This window comes from Flavobacterium sp. PL12, assembly GCF_039123485.1.
In the GTDB taxonomy this organism is placed as follows: domain Bacteria; phylum Bacteroidota; class Bacteroidia; order Flavobacteriales; family Flavobacteriaceae; genus Flavobacterium; species Flavobacterium weaverense.
Genome location: NZ_JBANDI010000014.1, coordinates 19,127 through 36,902, shown reverse-complemented (window position 1 = coordinate 36,902; position 17,776 = coordinate 19,127). Strand labels below are relative to the sequence as shown.

General features: G+C 31.9%; 10 protein-coding genes. 6 read left to right on the top strand and 4 right to left on the bottom strand.

Going from position 1 to position 17,776, the window contains the following annotated elements; all coding sequences use genetic code 11:
• Positions 1 to 263 precede the first annotated feature (263 nt).
• The 5 genes from RCH19_RS08235 to RCH19_RS08215 all read left to right on the top strand — a co-directional run bounded on the left by RCH19_RS08235 (position 264) and on the right by RCH19_RS08215 (position 9,343).
• Positions 264 to 593 (top strand): hypothetical protein, encoded by a 330-nt coding sequence (locus RCH19_RS08235; protein WP_343022816.1) that lies wholly within the window; start codon positions 264 to 266, stop codon positions 591 to 593.
• A 109-nt stretch (positions 594 to 702) separates the two neighbouring features.
• Positions 703 to 1,140, top strand: coding sequence for an acyl-CoA thioesterase (locus RCH19_RS08230; RefSeq protein WP_343022815.1), 438 nt, complete (start codon positions 703 to 705; stop codon positions 1,138 to 1,140).
• An 81-nt stretch (positions 1,141 to 1,221) separates the two neighbouring features.
• Positions 1,222 to 1,806, top strand: a complete 585-nt coding sequence (locus RCH19_RS08225) for a cytochrome b/b6 domain-containing protein (RefSeq protein WP_343022814.1) — start codon at positions 1,222 to 1,224, stop codon at positions 1,804 to 1,806.
• A 246-nt stretch (positions 1,807 to 2,052) separates the two neighbouring features.
• A complete protein-coding gene (locus RCH19_RS08220) occupies positions 2,053 to 7,056 on the top strand; it encodes a translocation/assembly module TamB domain-containing protein (RefSeq protein WP_343022813.1) in 5,004 nt (1,667 codons plus the stop codon).
• Positions 7,049 to 9,343: a BamA/TamA family outer membrane protein gene (locus RCH19_RS08215; protein WP_343022812.1), complete on the top strand. Its 2,295-nt coding sequence runs from the start codon at positions 7,049 to 7,051 to the stop codon at positions 9,341 to 9,343. The genes RCH19_RS08220 and RCH19_RS08215 overlap by 8 nt, the downstream gene beginning before the upstream one ends.
• Positions 9,344 to 9,444: 101 nt before the next feature.
• Here the strand turns inward: RCH19_RS08215 and RCH19_RS08210 are convergent, their stop codons facing one another.
• Positions 9,445 to 11,064 carry an ABC-F family ATP-binding cassette domain-containing protein gene (locus RCH19_RS08210; RefSeq protein WP_343022811.1) on the bottom strand — a complete coding sequence of 540 codons (1,620 nt, stop codon included), beginning with the start codon at positions 11,062 to 11,064 and terminating at the stop codon, positions 9,445 to 9,447.
• 430 nt (positions 11,065 to 11,494) lie between these two features.
• Between RCH19_RS08210 and RCH19_RS08205 the strand changes: the two genes are divergently transcribed.
• Positions 11,495 to 12,211, top strand: a complete 717-nt coding sequence (locus RCH19_RS08205; RefSeq protein ID WP_343022810.1) for an ion transporter — start codon at positions 11,495 to 11,497, stop codon at positions 12,209 to 12,211.
• Positions 12,212 to 12,299: 88 nt separating this feature from the next.
• Here the strand turns inward: RCH19_RS08205 and RCH19_RS08200 are convergent, their stop codons facing one another.
• The 3 genes from RCH19_RS08200 to nagB all read right to left on the bottom strand — a co-directional run bounded on the left by RCH19_RS08200 (position 12,300) and on the right by nagB (position 17,534).
• The gene (locus RCH19_RS08200; RefSeq protein ID WP_343022809.1) at positions 12,300 to 13,388 is read right to left on the bottom strand and encodes a glycosyl hydrolase family 18 protein; all 1,089 of its coding nucleotides are present in this window, start codon (positions 13,386 to 13,388) and stop codon (positions 12,300 to 12,302) included.
• A 149-nt stretch (positions 13,389 to 13,537) separates the two neighbouring features.
• Positions 13,538 to 15,568, bottom strand: coding sequence for a family 20 glycosylhydrolase (locus RCH19_RS08195; RefSeq protein ID WP_343022808.1), 2,031 nt, complete (start codon positions 15,566 to 15,568; stop codon positions 13,538 to 13,540).
• Between the two features lie 28 nt (positions 15,569 to 15,596).
• Positions 15,597 to 17,534 (bottom strand): glucosamine-6-phosphate deaminase, encoded by a 1,938-nt coding sequence (gene nagB / locus RCH19_RS08190; RefSeq protein ID WP_121925423.1) that lies wholly within the window; start codon positions 17,532 to 17,534, stop codon positions 15,597 to 15,599.
• Positions 17,535 to 17,776 lie beyond the last annotated feature (242 nt).

The following is a 17,776-nucleotide window of genomic DNA, read 5'->3' as shown; positions in this document are numbered from 1 at the left end:
TCTTTGTGCCAATACAAATGACCCTATTAAAATGTCAGTTTATGTTAAAATCCATAATAATTAATATGACAATATGACATTTCAGACTGACTGACATACTTATATAATGTACATTTCACTATTAAAGGAACGCACTTCGAGCTTTACTACTTAAGCAATCAGCACTCTTTAATCGTCTAATAATGTTTATTAAATAATTAAATTTTTAAAGATTATTAGTACAAATCACCAACTAAGTTCTATGTTTGAAGAAATTTAAAATTATGAAATTTTCTACCGTTCAATTAGACGATAATAAAATTGAGATCTTCAATTCCTATTTAGGAAAAGAGACAATCAAATTAAATGGAGTTATCGTATCAGAAAAAAATTCAATTAGTGGTGGCACCCATACCTTTAAAATCCTAAAAAACGGTAAGGAAGCAGATTGTAAGATAATCTTAGGATATGGTTCGAATGGAGTTGTAATGGACTTATTTGTTGACAATGTTGCAGTAATTCAATCACCAAAAAGTTCTTTTATTATCATTTTTATAATTGTTGGATTTATTATAGGTATCGCTATAGTACAAATGTTATATCATAACTATTAGTTGAAAAAAATAAAGTCAATAATTAGTAGTGATGGAAACCATCAATTAGTTAATTTTGTTTGAGGCTAACCTACTTTAAAGCTAAAAATATAATTTAACCTGATAATAAATGACATCTTTTACAAAACAAATATCGCTACGTTGGTCGGATTTAGACCCTAATTTTCACGTGCGTCATAGTGCTTATTACGATTTTGGTGCTCAGCATCGTATTGAAATATTAGAAAGTTTAGGTTTGACAATGAAAGTCTTACAGCAACAGCATTTTGGACCTATACTATTTAGAGAAGAATGTGTGTTTAGAAAAGAAATAAAGTTGGCTGATAAAATTACAATGCAAACCAAAATCTCTAAGATGAGACCTGACGCAGCTAGATGGTCCATTATCCATGAGTTCCTTAATGAAGAAGGGAATCTTTGCGCAGTTATAACTGTAGATGGTGCTTGGATGGATACTAAACTGAGAAAGATAGCATATCCAACACCTGAAATCGCTGTTGAAGCCATTAGCCTTTTTCCTAAAAGTGAAGACTTTATAAGCATCTAATATAAATTGTAAAACTACAGATGTTTCTAAATTCTGTCAAGTAATATAATTTTAAGAACTTCTATAAATACTATTACCATTATGAAAACTAGAAATTACTCAGTGGTTTACAGAATAATGCATTGGTCCATTGCAATTTGCTTGACTTTAATGTTAATTACAATTTTCTTGCGTTTAACTTGGATGAACAAGACTAACATGGCCATAATAATTCAAGATTATTTAGCTACAACTTCTCAATCCTTGTCACAAGAAGAAGCAATCATTCTCGCAAAAAAAATACGAAAACCAATGTGGGACTGGCATATTTACATCGGATATGCTTTAGTAGTACTATATAGTTTAAGATTGATACTGCCATTTTTTGGTAAAATGAAGTTTACTAGTCCTCTTAATCCAGCGCTCTCTGTAAAAGAAAAATTTCAATATTGGGTTTACATCATTTTCTATTTATGTATTGCGGTATCATTAACTACTGGATTAATAATTGTTTTAGGACCTAAAAATCTAAAGGATTCTATGGAGCAAATACATGTGCTCTCCATTTACTACTTACTCTCCTTTATCATCTTGCACCTAGGTGGCATTTTCATAGCTGAATTAACTAATCAAAAAGGATTAATTTCAAAGATGGTTAGCGGCTCTAAAAAAAGCGATTTAAGCTGATCCCTAATCAATAGGAATACATTTTAGATATAAGAATTCAATGTTTTTAGACTGCTTAACTAATTCTGTTTTTAGACTTAGTTAGATGTTTGACTTTCAGACTCACTAAATTTTAGAAATTCACAACTGAATGTTATAATTTATACTGCTCTACTTTTCTCACCTTTACGGCCAATTGTGTTCAAAAGCAAAATTGCTATTTTAATATAAATAAGCTATTTTTAACCCAAAAAAAAATTGTCTCGTTTGAAAAAATATTTAAAGAAAAGTCTAAAAATTTTACTTTGGATAGTAGGTTCACTAATTCTACTATTCCTTGTACTAGTTGTAGCACTACAAGTTCCATCTGTTCAAAATTTCGCTAAAAATAAAGCAGTTACCTATCTAGAAGGCAAGATAAAAACTAAAATAAGAATTGATAGAGTAGAAATTGGTCTGCCTAAAAAAGTAATTCTTGAAGGCGTATATTTTGAAGATCAAAAAAAAGACACCCTCTTTTCCGGTGAAAAGCTTGCTGTAGATATTAGTTTATTTCAATTAATGAATAATAAGGTCGAGATTAATTCCGTACACTTAGAGGGAATTACCGCTAAAATTAATAGAGATTCTTCTGCGATTTTTAATTTTGAATACATAGTTGACGCTTTTGCATCTCCAGAAAAACAAAAATCTGACTCACCGCCGATGCAGTTTTCGGTGGAAGAAATTAAACTAGATCGTGTATTATTTAAATACGAAGATTTTGTTACTAAGAATAATTTATATGCAAATGTAAATCAGTTCCAAACAAAGATTAAAACCTTTGATTTGGAAAATATGAGTTTTGAAATTCCGAAGGCAAAAATCAATGGCTTAAAATTAAAACTAAAGCAAGGAATTGTCGCTTTATCAAATGAAACTAAAAAAGCTGCTATTAAAAATGAGCCAGAATCAATCCTAAACTTAAAATTAGGGGAAATTGATTTAGCCAAAATTGATATTGATTACTCGAGTGATGAAACAAAATTAGCCACAACTTTATATTTAAAAAAGCTTCTTGCTAAGATTGACAAAATGGATTTGAACAATCAATATGCAATAGTTGATAAATTAGAAGTAACTGGAGTCGAAGGAAAATTAGCTCTAGGAAAATTAGTGAAAGCTGTGACTCAAAAAGATTCGATGGAGCCTCAATCTAATAACTGGCAGTTTAAAATTAACGAAACTGAATTGAAAAGAATCAATTTTCGCTATGACAATAACAATGTTGCAGCAGTCCAAAAAGGAATTGATTACAATCACTTAAATATAACTAATTTAAATCTAAAACTAAATTCACTAAATTACAATCCTGAAAATATATCTGGAACTGCAAAGTCATTAACAGTGAAAGATAAAAGTGGATTAAACATACAAGCATTAAGCACAGAGTTTTTTTACGGAAAGAAGAACGCTTTTTTCAAAAAACTATATTTAAAAACACCACAAACAGAACTTAAAGACGAAATTAGAATAGGCTATCCATCAATAGCTTCTCTAGCCTCTAATCCTGGTGAACTTGGCCTTATCGCTAATTTGAAAAAAAGTAAACTTGGAATAAAAGATATATTACTTTTCGCTCCCACTTTAAGTGCTACAAATCCTTTTAGTAGCAATCCTAACGGAATTCTATCGATTGATGGAGCTATTAAAGGAAAATTGAAAAATTTAGAATTTCCCATAATCGATATCAGCGGATTTGGTAACACAAAATTAATTGCTAGCGGTTCGATCACTGGTTTACCGGATATCAACAGGACTTTTTTTAATTTAGATATCAAAGATTTACAATCTAGCGAAAAGGATTTTATGGGTTTTTTACCCAAAGGAACAATTCCGAACAACATACAATTACCTTCGAAATTTAGCGCGAAAGGAACTTTTAAAGGGACAATAGCAAATTTCAATACCAATCTAAATTTACAAAGTACATTTGGTGCTGCAAAAATAATTGCGGCTTTCGATCAAAGTAGAAAAAATTTTGAAAAATACGATGCTAAAACAGAATTCATCAATTTTGATCTGGGTAAGTTAATAAAGAATGACTCTATTGGTAAAATAACTTTAAAAGCAGATATTAAAGGAACAGGTTTTGATCCAAAAACCGCAACAGCTTCTTTAAATGCAAATGTATTGAAGGCCTATTTTAACAAATACAACTACACTAATCTAAGGGTTAAAGGCGCAATTAAAAATGGTGATTTTAATGCAGTCGCTTTCGCAAAAGATCCTAATCTGACTTTTAATTTAGTGAGTAATGGAAGTTTCAGAGACAAATATCCAACAGCCAAATTAAAATTAAATGTTGATATAGCTGATTTAGAGAAACTGAATCTACACGCTGGTCCTTTAAAAATAAGAGGTGTAGTTGACGCTGATATTCAATCTGCAAATATCGATTATCTAAATGGAATAGTAAATGCACACAGTATAAACATAGTAAATGATAAAGGTCAATTTGCAATTGACTCTATTAATATTGCAGCAAATTCAAGCCCAGAAAAAAACACATTACTGTTAGATTCTCCGTTTTTATCAGCAGAAGTAAATGGAAAGTATAAACTTTCTCAAATCGCAATTGCATTATCAAATTCTATCGCTACCTATTATGATAGTAATCCAAATGCTAAAAAAGTAGTAGTTGACAAGCAGCAATTAGCTTTTACTATCAATGTGAAAGACAATCCAATTTTATTTAAACTGATTCCTGAATTAAAAAGTCTGGAACCTATCAATTTAACTGGAAGATACAATTCAGTAAACGATTCGATTGTTTTGAATGGAGCAATTCCAAAATTAATATATGGCGAAAATATAATTACAAATGCAATCGTAAAAATTGATACGGAAGACAAAGCTTTATTATATAGTCTTGTTATTGATGATATCCAAAACAAGAAAATTCAATTACCATTCACTAGCATTTCTGGTCAAGTTGAAAAAAACATCGTAGATTATATTTTGCAGTTAAAAGATATAAAAGAAGTGGAACGTTATTTAATTGCGGGAACTTTGAAAGGTGCAAATGGATATAATGAGCTAAGTTTCGATCCAACTCAGTTAGTATTAAATTATGAGCCTTGGAAAATAGACGATGATAATGTAATCCGTTTTGGCAAAAAAGGAATTTATGTTGGCCAATTTGATTTAAGTAAATCAGGAAGTCACATTAAAATCCAATCACAATCTGAAGCAGAAAACGCTCCTATAAAAGTAGATTTTAATAATTTTGACATTACTACAGTTACAAGTTTTGTTGAGAAAAATGATTTGCAATTTACTGGTAAAATAAATGGAGAAGCTGTGGTGAAAAATTTAACTACCACTCCCCTTTTCACCTCTGATTTGCTAATAGATACTTTTACTTTTAAAAAGGATACTATAGGAAACATTAGTATTAAAGTAAATAACGAAATCGCTAATCAATATGACGCTAAAGTAGAAATAACCGGTCAAGGTAATCAGGTTAATCTAGATGGATCTTATAAAACGACTCAAAGTGCTTTTGACATGAATCTTGATATTCAAAGATTGAATTTAAAAAGTATTCAAGGCTTCACATTAGATAACATAAAGGAAAGCACTGGTTTTTTAAATGGTAATTTTAGAATAACAGGAAACACTAGCCAGCCTTTAGTAATTGGAGAACTAAAATTTAACGATATTGGATTTATAGCGACTGCTCTAAACGCGACTTTTAAGCAGATAAATGATAAAATATCTTTTACTCGCGATACTATTATTTTTGATCAGTTTAATATCAAAGATCAAAACGAGAATGACTTGACAATTAATGGAAAAATAAACAGTACTAATTTTAGTAATTTCGGTTTCAATTTGACCGTTGATGCTGATAATTTCCAAGCCGTTAATTCTAAAGCTAAAGACAACGATTTATATTACGGTGAGTTATTCTTGGACAATCATTTAAAAATTACTGGTAATTTAAACAACCCTATAGTTGAAGGAAATATAAAAATTAATAAGGATACTAAATTTACAATTGTTCTACCACAATCTGATCCATCAATTGCAGACAGGGAAGGTATTGTCGAATTTATTGATCAAGATAATCCAATAATTTTAGATGATCTCGCACTTGAGGAATTAAGTAGCGAAATGGACATTAAAGGAATTAATGCCTCAGTAAATATTGAAATTGATAAGGATGCTGAACTTTCAATGGTTATCGACAAGTCAAATGGAGATTTCTTAAAACTTAAAGGTGAAGCGCAGTTGAACGGTGGTATCGATCCATCTGGAAAAACAACACTTACTGGTCGATACGAACTTTCTGAGGGTAGCTACGAAATGAGTTTTAATGCGATAAAAAGAAAATTTGATATCAAGGAAGGAAGTTATATTCTTTGGACAGGTGAACCAACTCTCGCAGATATCAATATAACTGCAATTTATAAAACAGAAGCAGCGCCAATTGACTTGGTTAACGACCAATTAGGAGCTGTAACCAGTGAAGTGCGTAATACGTACAAACAAAAAATTCCATTTGAAACCAACTTGAAAATGACTGGTGAATTATTGAAACCTACTATTTCATTTGATGTTGTTCTTCCAGACGGGAACAACAGCGTTTCAACAGAAATTATAAATACTACACAAGCGAAGCTAACGCAGTTGCGCTCACAACCAGATGAAATGAACAAGCAAGTATTTGCTTTGCTTTTACTGAATCGTTTTATTGGTGAAAACCCATTTGCAAGTGAAACAGGTGGAACAAATGTTTCCTCTTTAGCACGAGAAAGTGTTAGTAAGATTTTATCACAACAGCTTAATAATTTGGCTGGAGATTTAATAGAAGGTGTTGAACTAAACTTTGATTTAGATACATCTGATGATTACACAACTGGTCAGCGTGAAAACAAAACGGATTTAAATGTTGGTATTTCTAAGAAATTATTAAACGACCGCTTGAAAGTTACCGTGGGAAGCAGTTTTGGAATTGAAGGTCCGCAACAAGCAAATCAGAACGCAAACAATATTGCAGGCGACGTTACATTAGATTACCAGATTTCAAAAGATGGAAGGTATAAAATGAGAGTGTACCGTGTCAACAAATACCAAGTTGCACTTCAAGGTGAAGTTGTTGAAACAGGAGTTGCTTTCATAATCACATTGGATTACAACAAATTCAAAGAATTGTTTACAAAAAGTAAAACCAAGAAAGAGAATCAAAAATCAAAAAAAGAATCAAAAGACAAGTCAGATGAATAATAGCCGTTTATTATCTTTTATTTTTCTAACTGCAGTGGCATCATCGTGCAGTAACACTCGGTTTTTACCAGAAGGAGAATTGCTGTATACTGGCGCAAAAGTAAATGTTGAGGGAAAAGAAATTAGTAAGAAAGATAGAAAAGCATTAAAAAGTGAACTGAAAGATTTAGTGCGACCTAAACCTAATAAAACTATTCTTGGACTGCGACCTAAATTATACATTTACAACATCGCTCCCACTCCAACAAAAGATAAGGGATTTCGTCATTGGTTAAAATATAAAGTTGGTGAAGCTCCCGTTTTTTACAGCAAAGTTGATTTAGAATATAACAAAAGCGTATTGCAAAATTATTCAGAAAATAATGGATACTTTAATGCTAAAACGACTGCAGATTCTACTAGAAGAGGCAAAAAAGCCAGCGCTGAATATATTGTAAAGCCAGCAAGACAATACACTATTAGAGAGGTGAAATTCCCAACTGATTCTACTGTGCTAGCAACAGCAATACGAAATACAAATCGCAGAACATTGTTGAAAAAAGATGATGCCTACAGTCTTGAAGTTATAAAGGCTGAGCGTATTCGAATTGATGGAAGACTTAAGGAAAAAGGTTATTTCTACTTTAATCCTGATTATTTAAAAGTGCAAGTCGATAGCACAGTTGCGGATCACAAAGTGGATTTAATTGTAAAAATAAAAGACGAAGCTCCTGCGTTAGCTGAAACTCCATATAGAATTAATAAGATTATAGTTTATCCAAATTACACAATTGGATTGGACAGTTTAAAAGACAACACAAAGTCAATTAAAAAACACAATGATATTACTATTATTGACTCTACTAGTATGTTTAATTCAAGAGTTTTTGATCGAACTTTAAATTTCTCAAAAAATGATTTATACAATCGTACGGATCATAATTTGTCGCTAAATCGTTTGGTGAATTTAGGAACTTTTAAATTTGTGAAAAATCAATTTGCCGTTTCTGATACGACAGGAAATTATCTTGATGCTTTCTATTACTTAACTCCATTGCCAAAAAAATCGCTTCGATTAGAATTGTTAGCAAAGACAAATTCAGCTAATTACACAGGAACAGAGTTAAATTTAAATTGGAGTAATCGAAATGCTCTTGGTGGTGCAGAGCTCTTAACTATTTCTGCTTTTGGTGGTCTCGAAGTCCAAGTCGCTGGTCAGAATAACGGTTTTAATGTATATCGTTTTGGATCTGAAGCAAATTTAATTTGGCCAAGGTTAGTAGCTCCCTTTAAATTAGATTCTCCAAGCGGTTTTGTTCCTAAAACGAAGTTGACACTTGGTTACGAATATCAAAACAGAACAAAATTATATTCTTTGCAAACTTTTAAAGGTTCTTTTGGTTACTTATGGAAAGAGAGCGATAGAAAAGAACATTTACTAAATCTTACTGAAATAACGTACGCGAGTCCTCAAAATGTTACAGCATTATATCGCGACAAAATTGTAGAAAATAAGTCTTTAGAAAAAGTAATTGAGAAACAGTTAATATTTGGTCCTACTTACTCTTATACTTATACAAACACTGCTCAAAAAAGAAAAAAGAATACATTTTATTATAAAGGAACTGTAGACTTAGCGGGGAATATCACTGGACTAGCTACTGGTGCAAATATTAAAAAAGGAGATACTATAAATGTATTTAATGTTCCTTTTAGCCAATTTATTAAAATAGAAAATGATTTTAGACACTATTATAAATTAGGACCTGACTCGCAAATAGCAAGTAGAATAATTGTAGGAGCTGGATATGCTTATGGTAATTCAAGTGAAATGCCATTTATTAAGCAGTTTTTTATTGGTGGAACAAATAGTATTAGAGCCTTTAGGGCTCGTTCTATCGGACCTGGAAGTTTTGATGGAGCTTCTACAAATACAAATTCATTTTTACCAGATCAATCTGGTGATATTAAATTAGAATTCAACACGGAATATAGAGCAAAAATATACGGTCTTGTAAAAGGAGCATTATTTATCGATGCAGGAAATATCTGGTTGCTTAATGACAACGCTGAAAAGCCTGGAGCTAAATTTTCTAAAAAGTTTATGAGTGAGTTAGCTGTAGGTGCGGGTGCGGGATTGCGTTTTGACTTCTCTTTCTTGATATTGAGAACTGATCTTGCTTTTCCTTTACGCAAACCTTATTTATCTGAAGGCAATCGCTGGGTAATGGATAAGATCGATTTTGGAAGCGGTCCATGGCGTAAAGAAAACCTAATTTTCAATTTAGCGATTGGATATCCATTTTAACAAACAACACTCTTAAATCGTCTATTTAAGATTCAATAAATTCCAAAAAAAAATCTCCTAAACATTTAGGAGATTTTTTTTGGCTAAAAGTGTTACTAGTTTTAAACAGTATACATTTTAACTCTTAATTCTTGTACTTTCTCATCGTCAAGATAATCATCAAATGTCATGTATCTATCAATTGCACCGTTTGGTGTTAATTCGATAACTCTATTAGCAACAGTTTGAGAGAATTCATGATCATGAGTTGTAAAAATCACAGAACCTTTATAATTTTTTAATGAATTGTTAAATGCAGTAATAGATTCAAGATCCAAGTGATTTGTAGGTTCATCTAACATCAATACGTTAGCACGCTCCATCATCATTCGAGACAACATACAACGCACTTTTTCTCCTCCTGATAAAACTCTACAAGTTTTCAGAGCTTCTTCACCAGAGAAAATCATTTTCCCAAGGAAACTACGAATGTTAACTTCATCACGTTCCTCCTCTGTTTTAACCCATTGACGCAACCAATCTACAAGTGTGTAATCGCTCTCAAAGAAAGAGTGATTTTCAACTGGTAAATAGGCTTGATTTGTAGTAACTCCCCAATCGTAAGTACCATCGTCTGCTTTTTTATTTCCATTTAATATTTCGTAAAAAGCAGTTGTTGCACGTGAATCTTTAGAGAAAAGAACAATCTTATCTCCTTTTGCCATATTCAAGTCAACTCCTTTAAATAAAATATCTCCTTCAATTGAAGCACATAAATTTTGCACATTCAGAATTTGATCACCTGCTTCACGTTCCTGATCAAAAATAATTGCTGGATAACGGCGGCTTGAAGGCTTAATTTCTGATATATTCAACTTACTAATCATTTTTTTACGAGAAGTAGCTTGCTTTGATTTAGCTACATTCGCAGAGAAACGACGAATAAATTCTTCTAATTCTTGCTTCTTTTCTTCGGCTTTTTTATTTTGCTGCGCTCTTTGCTTTGCAGCTAATTGGCTTGATTCATACCAGAAAGTATAATTTCCTGAATAGTGATTAATTTTACTAAAATCGATATCAGAAATATGGGTACATACAGAGTCTAAAAAGTGTCTATCGTGAGAAACCACGATTACAGTATTCTCATAATTAGCAAGGAAATTTTCTAACCACGCGATGGTTTCAAAATCCAAATCATTGGTAGGCTCATCCATAATAAGCAAGTCAGGATTTCCAAATAAAGCTTGCGCCAAAAGTACACGCACTTTAATTTTTCCTTCTAAATCACCCATTAATGTATAGTGGTGCTCCTCATTAATTCCAAGATTTGATAACATAGATGCAGCATCAGAGTCTGCATTCCAGCCATTCATCTCTTCAAATTGTACTTGTAACTCCCCTATTCTATCTGCATTTGAATCGTTGTAATCTAGATACAAAGCATCCATTTCTTTTTTAATTGCATATAAGGTTTTATTCCCCATCATTACAGTTTCAAGAACAGTGCTCTCGTCAAACATGTTGTGGTTTTGATTTAAAACCGACATACGTTTTCCTGGCTCTAAATGAATATGTCCTGCTGTAGGATCCATTTCGCCTGCAATTATTTTAAGAAAAGTTGATTTTCCAGCACCGTTAGCTCCAATAACTCCGTAGATATTACCGTGCGTGAAGGTTGTATTTACTTCGTCAAACAAAATTCTTTTGCCAAACTGAACTGATAAATTATTTACTGTTAACATGAATATCTTTTTATAAAAATTTTTGCAAAAGTACGAAAAAAATACTGATTTTCCTCGGAAGTAAGTGACTTGATATCGATTAGAAATAATAATGATTACCTCTAAATTATAAGTCTGTAAGTAAACAATGAATATTCTATTTACTGCTCCAATAAAATATTTAGGATTTTGAAAGCATTGATAGGAATAAACACAGATAAATAAAAAATCGATTTTTTAAAATATAAAATGATTAAAAATTAGTAATTGAATAGAGGTACAAAAAATATTAATTGAAGTTAAAAAGTTCTTTAATTACATTTTGTAAAACTTAATTGATCAGGCGTTTTACCGTAGGGCAGATAAAACATATTTCTTTTTCAATACCTTTGTTCCGTTTTTTTGTATAAAAAATGGCTACTTCAAAACAATTATCTAAAAAATAAAAATCATGATTCGAAAAAAATTACGTTCCATAATCGAAGATAACACCACTCGAAAAGGTAGAATTTTTGATTATTTGATTCAAATTTTAATCTTTATTTCTCTAATATCGTTTTCAATAGAGACCTTGCCCAATAATTCAACTCAGACTAAAGAGCTACTTGCAAAAATAGAATTGATAAGCATCATCATTTTTAGTATCGAATATTTACTCCGAATTTATATTGCTGAAAAGCCCTTAAAATACATTTTTAGTTTCTATGGAATCGTAGATATATTATCGATCCTTCCTTTTTATCTAAGTGCAACATTTAATTTAAAAGCATTAAGAGCTTTTAGAATATTCAGAATATTTAGAGCTTTTAAATTAGTTAGATATAATAAAGCGCTCAATAGATTCAGCGTGGCATTTACTTTTATAAAAGAAGAATTAATTCTTTTTTTTATGATCACCTTAATCTTAGTTTTCTTGACATCATCCGGTATTTATTTTTTCGAAAACGAAGCTCAACCAGATGTTTTCAGTTCCTTATTTCACAGTTTGTGGTGGTCAATTGTTACTTTAACCACCGTTGGTTATGGTGATGTTTATCCTATTACTTTAGGTGGAAAAATCTTTACTTTCTTTGTGCTCATTATTGGTGTTGGAATTGTTACAATTCCAGCTGGTCTTGTAGCTTCAGCGTTAACAAAAGCAAGAACTTTAGAGGAAAAAGAAGAATAAAGGACATGTACATTAATAACTAAGCTATTCCTGTTGATGAAAAAAAAAATTCATGAACAGGAATAGTTTAGAAATTTACCAATCGTTTTTATTTTGATTTTTTAGCTTGATCAATTGCTTCAAGCATTCCATTTTTAGGATTGTCTATAGTAAGTTGCCAAAACATAATACCACCTAATTTTTTATTAATTGCATATTTTGTTTTTTCCTTTATCGAAGCAACATTATCACCGGTTGCGAACATTTTTTCATTTTTGTTATACCAATAAGCTGCTTTCGCTTTTTTATCCCAGTAATATTTCCATCCTTTTTCTTTTGAGAAAGTACTTTCATAATTTTTAAAGCTCACTCCTTCGATATGCACACCAGACTGATACAGACCATTATTTGCATTAGAAACTTCCTTCCAAATACGGGTGTAAAAAGCACCTCCTATCACTAACTTATGTGATGGAATTCCTAACTTTAATAAATAGGAAACCGCTTTATCAGTTGATTCTTCACCAGATTTTGTACTAAAAATAGATGTTTGATGTCCTGTTGATTTCGAAAAACCATTGACTAAATCATAACTCATAATATTCACACGATCTACTAGCGGCATTATCTTTTCCCATTCTACAGATTCATCTAAGAATTTTTGAAAGCCACCTGCAGCAAAACTTAATTCGTTATTATTTCCTAATACATTACGCAAACTAATAACAAGCGCTGTGAAATTTTTCTTATCAGCTGCTTGATACAAATGTCCTGGCGCTCCTTCAATCGTAGGATATTCCCAATCTAAATCAATTCCATCTGTTTTAAAGTAATCATTAACCTCCTTTACTGATTGAGCAAAAACAGCTATACCATCAGCAGTCGAAAAAGCCTCAGAACATGGAGCACATCCAGCCCAACCACCTAAAGACAACATTATTTTTAATTTTGGATGTTTAGTTTTAAGAGAAACTAAATGTTTTATCGCTAAAGAATCTTGCGCGGTATCAACACTTAATTTACCATCTTTTAAATGGCAAAAACTGAAAATAATATGAGTTAGTTTACTAACATCATATTTATCGATCTCTTTATCATCACCAGTATAATAGGCAATCACTGAGAAATCTTTTTGGCCTTGAGCCGAAATCGAAACAATTAAAAACGATAAAAAAAGAAATAATTTTAAATTCTTCATTTCAAAAATAATTTAGATTTATAAAAATAGCACTAACGATTAGTACTACAAGTAAATTAAACAAAGAAAACCTGGACAAAATGACCAGGTATTCTTAATGAGTTTAAAAAATTTGAACTGAAGTTAACTAATTCAGGCTCAGTTCTAATTTAATTGTTCACTAGTTTTTTCAAACTTTTGTAAACGGCTAATTCAACATCAGCATGATTTTTAGAATTACATTTCTCTAATAATTCATTCATTTTTGAGGAATTAGATGCTTGTTTATTTTCTATCATTGCAATAAGTTGTTGTGAGATCTCGCTCAAACTTTTTGAAAGTGGTAGAATAGGTTGAACAAGCGGCGCATTTAAACCCAACTGCACAAGATCTTTATTTGTTGCAATCCATTTTTGGAAAAAAGCAACCAATTCGCGTTTGTTTTCTGAATTTTTATTTTTTAGATAATTATCTGTCGCTTTATTAAAATTATGAGCATCGATAGCATCTGGTGTGCACGCATCAGCAAACAAAGTCAGTGGCGAATACATTTGGTACTCAGTTCCGCCAGCATTACGAGAGTAAATTTTTAACGGTTCGCAAACATTAGAAAAATCAGCAAGGGCTTTAATTTCTTGATTATTGCTAATGTTTCTTAAAATCACATCTTTGTTTTTAATATGAGTGATTCCCAGTTCTTCTAATCTATAAGAAGTAGCATTCATTCTATTGTGCATACTTTCTAAATCTACGATATCTTGGCTAGACCATAATCTTTCAGCAATTGCTGCCGTTCTTGGCCAAATTCTAGAATCAAGCGTTGCAGGTGTTACGAGTTCCGTCCACATAGTAGCCTCACCTCCTAAAATCCTTGCTCGTTCTTCAGTAGTAAGCGTACTGTTGTGAGGAATAGGATCATTTAAATAATGATCATTTACACTTTGCATTAAATCAAGATAATAACCGTTAGAAAGAACAGTTTGATAACCATTTTTTGCTGCAGCTGCAACTGAATGTCCTGCAGGCAAACCTTCATTTGGACCTTTCCACGAATGGATAATAGCTTGCTTCGACATGTCTTTGGTCATTATTTCTTCCCATCCCATCAATTGCTTTCCGTGCTTTTTAAGCATTGGAACTAATTGCATGGTGAAATACGTCTGCAAATCATGATTCGTTTCTAATTTATTTTTCTTTTTGAATTTTTGGATTTTCGGATTTGCATCCCAATCTTTTCCTTCATTTTCGTCTCCACCAATGTGGAAATAGGCTCCAGGAAATAATGGACAAACTTCATCAAAAATTTCGCTTAATAATTGATACGTTTTAGGATTTGATGGATCTAAGGTTGGATTAAAAATACCTGCATTTCGTTCAATTTCATAAAGTGCAGATGCATTAGTTCTACTTCCCATTTCTGGATATGCCGTCAATATAGCAGAAGCGTGACCTGGAACATCAATTTCAGGAACTACAAGTATTCCTCTTTCGCCAGCATATTTCACTACACTTTTAATTTCCTCTTGCGTGTAAAACAAACCATCTGAGGCTAGTTCCGTTAATTTTGGATGCTTTTTAATTTGAATTCTCCATCCTTGATCGTCCGTTAAATGCCAATGAAAAACATTTAACTTAACAGCTGCCATTGCATCAAGATTTCGCTTAAGTACATCGACTGGTTGAAAATGTCGTGCAACATCAATCATTAAACCACGCCATGTAAATCGAGGCGTATCCGAAATTGTAGCAGTAGGAAAGTAATATTTACTATTATCATTTTGCAACATTTGCAATAAGGTTTCTAAGGCATGAAGTGCACCTAAATCTGAAGCCGCAGTTATTAAAATTTTATTTTCTTGAATCTCTAATTTATAGCTTTCATCTTGATTCAAACCTATATTCCCGGCTTGAACGCAATTGATTTGTAATTCAGCTGTTGGAGTTTGATTGATTTTCGAAATAAATCCTTGCCCAAAAAACAATCCCGTTCTACCATCTAATCGCCTTAAAAAGTTAGTAGCACCAGAAAAAATTCGAGAATCAGGATTACCTGTAATATTAACCTTGAAATTTTTATTGAGCGTGAAATTACCAGCATTCAAATTTATATTTTGTGGCCATGGCATTAGATTCAATTGCTCTTTTTTTACTTGGGCATTCGAAACAAACGCTGCAAATAATAGAATTACGATGTATTTCATATTTTCTTTACTTTATAAAAAGTGGTTTTTAATAATCGAAACGTTTAAAAGCTTCAATTGCCTCGTATTCTGCAAGACCTAAATCATCGTATAGTTTTGCTGTGTTCTTATTTCGATCCTCAGCTCTTACCCAAAATTCTCTAGAATCATTTCCTTGGAACATCACTCTATCTTTTTGAGATTGATGGTATAAAATAGCATGTCTTTTTAATAAAACTTCATCAGGACTTAATGGAACAGCCATATCAATTTCATGTAAATCCCATTCATGCCAAGCGCCTCTGTACAACCATAACCAACAATCATCCATGAATGATTCTGTTTTCAGCTGCTTCATTGCCGCAAATATGGCATTCAAACAAACCTCATGTGTTCCATGAGGATCTGCTAAATCTCCTGCTGCAAAAACTTGATGTGGTTTAATTTTTTTAATAATGGAAGCTACTATTGCTACATCTTCTGCACCTAGTGGATTTTTCTTAATTTGTCCAGTTTCGTAAAAGGGTAAATCAAGAAAATGAGTATTTTCATCTTTCAGTCCAATGTATCGAGTGGCTGCATACGATTCTCGTCTTCGTATCAAACCTTTCAACTTTCTAACTTCCAACGAATCTATTTGATTTTCTGATTTATTATTTATGAAGCGAATCACTGACTCAAAATCAACGCTACTATTATTGTTTCCAATAAAATCATTAGAAACCTCTGCAAACTTGAGAGCTTCATCATCCGTTACTGCAATATTTCCTGAAGTTTGATACACCACATGAACATCATGACCTTGCTTAATTAACTTTGAAAATGTACCTCCCATCGAAATCACATCATCATCAGGATGTGGACTAAAAAGAATAATTCGTTTTTTAGCTGGATCTGCTCGTTCTGGTCTGTGCGAATCATCCGTATTTGGTTTTCCGCCTGGCCATCCCGTTATTGTATGTTGTAAAACATTAAACATATTAATATTTAAATCATACGCTGAACCTTCCTGAGCTAATAGATCAGACATTCCGTTATTATTGTAATCTCGATCTGTTAATTTTAAAATCGATTGTTCTGTTTTTTGACATAGCCATACAATCGCTTTACTTTTTAATTCTTGATTCCAAATACACTCTCCAACCAACCATGGAGTTTTAAATCTAGTTAGTTCTAAAGCTGCAGATTTATCTAAAACGAAAGTAGCATTACTATGGTTTTGCAAAAATGTTGCTGGAACGTTTGAACTAATTTCACCTTGAATGGTACGTTTTATAATATCTGCTTTGTTTTGTCCCCAAGCCATTAATACAATCCTTTTAGATCTCATAATTGTGGACACACCCATCGTAATAGCTCTTTTAGGAACATTGTCGATTCCGTTGAAATCTGATGATGCATCAACTCGAGTGATATGATCTAAAGTAATAATTCGAGTTCCTGAATTAATGTGTGAACCCGGTTCGTTGAATCCTACGTGACCTGTACGACCTATTCCTAACAATTGGAAATCTAAACCTCCTGAATTCCTGATTTTCATTTCATAATCAACACAATATTGATTTAGCTCTTCGATTGAAACTGTTCCATCAGGAACATTAATATTTTCTGGATTAATATCAATATGGTTAAAAAGATGCTGATGCATGAAATAATGGTAACTCTTACTATTCTCTTTCGTCATTGGATAATATTCATCCAAGTTAAAAGTAACCACATTGTGAAAGCTAAGTCCTTCTTCTCTGTGCATTCTGACTAACTCTTCATACACTTTGATAGGAGAAGAACCAGTGGCTAAACCAAGAACACAAGGTTTATTTTCTTCTTGTTTTGATCGTATTAGTTGCGCTATCTCATGCGCAACAGCTAAGGAAGCTTCAATCGAATTTTTGAAAATCTCATTGTGAATTTTTTCAAATCTAGTGTCTTCGAATTGTCCTGCACTCTTATAACTTATATCCGATTTTAGTTCTAATGTATCTTTCATTAATTTATTTTTTATCAATTGACTAAACACCTAATTAAAAAATTCAAGTTTTTAACTGGTTGTGAAATTTTTTAGAAATTTATTGGAAAGAAATAGCAACAGCGAATGCAATTGTATTCTAATTCAATTATAGGAATCTCAGTATTTAGAAAATTGTAATTGCAAGTAGATCTGAATTTCAATAGTTTAAAACAATAAATCTTTTAACTATCAAAATAAATTTTACAATTATTTTATTGTTT

Bases quoted from the DNA above. Each gene is read 5' to 3' on its own strand.
- RCH19_RS08235 (WP_343022816.1), top strand. From the start codon at position 264: ATGAAATTTTCTACCGTTCAATTAGACGATAATAAAATTGAGATCTTC.
- RCH19_RS08230 (WP_343022815.1), top strand. From the start codon at position 703: ATGACATCTTTTACAAAACAAATATCGCTACGTTGGTCGGATTTAGAC.
- RCH19_RS08225 (WP_343022814.1), top strand. From the start codon at position 1,222: ATGAAAACTAGAAATTACTCAGTGGTTTACAGAATAATGCATTGGTCC.
- RCH19_RS08215 (WP_343022812.1), top strand. From the start codon at position 7,049: ATGAATAATAGCCGTTTATTATCTTTTATTTTTCTAACTGCAGTGGCA.
- RCH19_RS08210 (WP_343022811.1), bottom strand. From the start codon at position 11,064: ATGTTAACAGTAAATAATTTATCAGTTCAGTTTGGCAAAAGAATTTTG.
- RCH19_RS08205 (WP_343022810.1), top strand. From the start codon at position 11,495: ATGATTCGAAAAAAATTACGTTCCATAATCGAAGATAACACCACTCGA.
- RCH19_RS08200 (WP_343022809.1), bottom strand. From the start codon at position 13,388: ATGAAGAATTTAAAATTATTTCTTTTTTTATCGTTTTTAATTGTTTCG.
- RCH19_RS08195 (WP_343022808.1), bottom strand. From the start codon at position 15,568: ATGAAATACATCGTAATTCTATTATTTGCAGCGTTTGTTTCGAATGCC.
- nagB (WP_121925423.1), bottom strand. From the start codon at position 17,534: ATGAAAGATACATTAGAACTAAAATCGGATATAAGTTATAAGAGTGCA.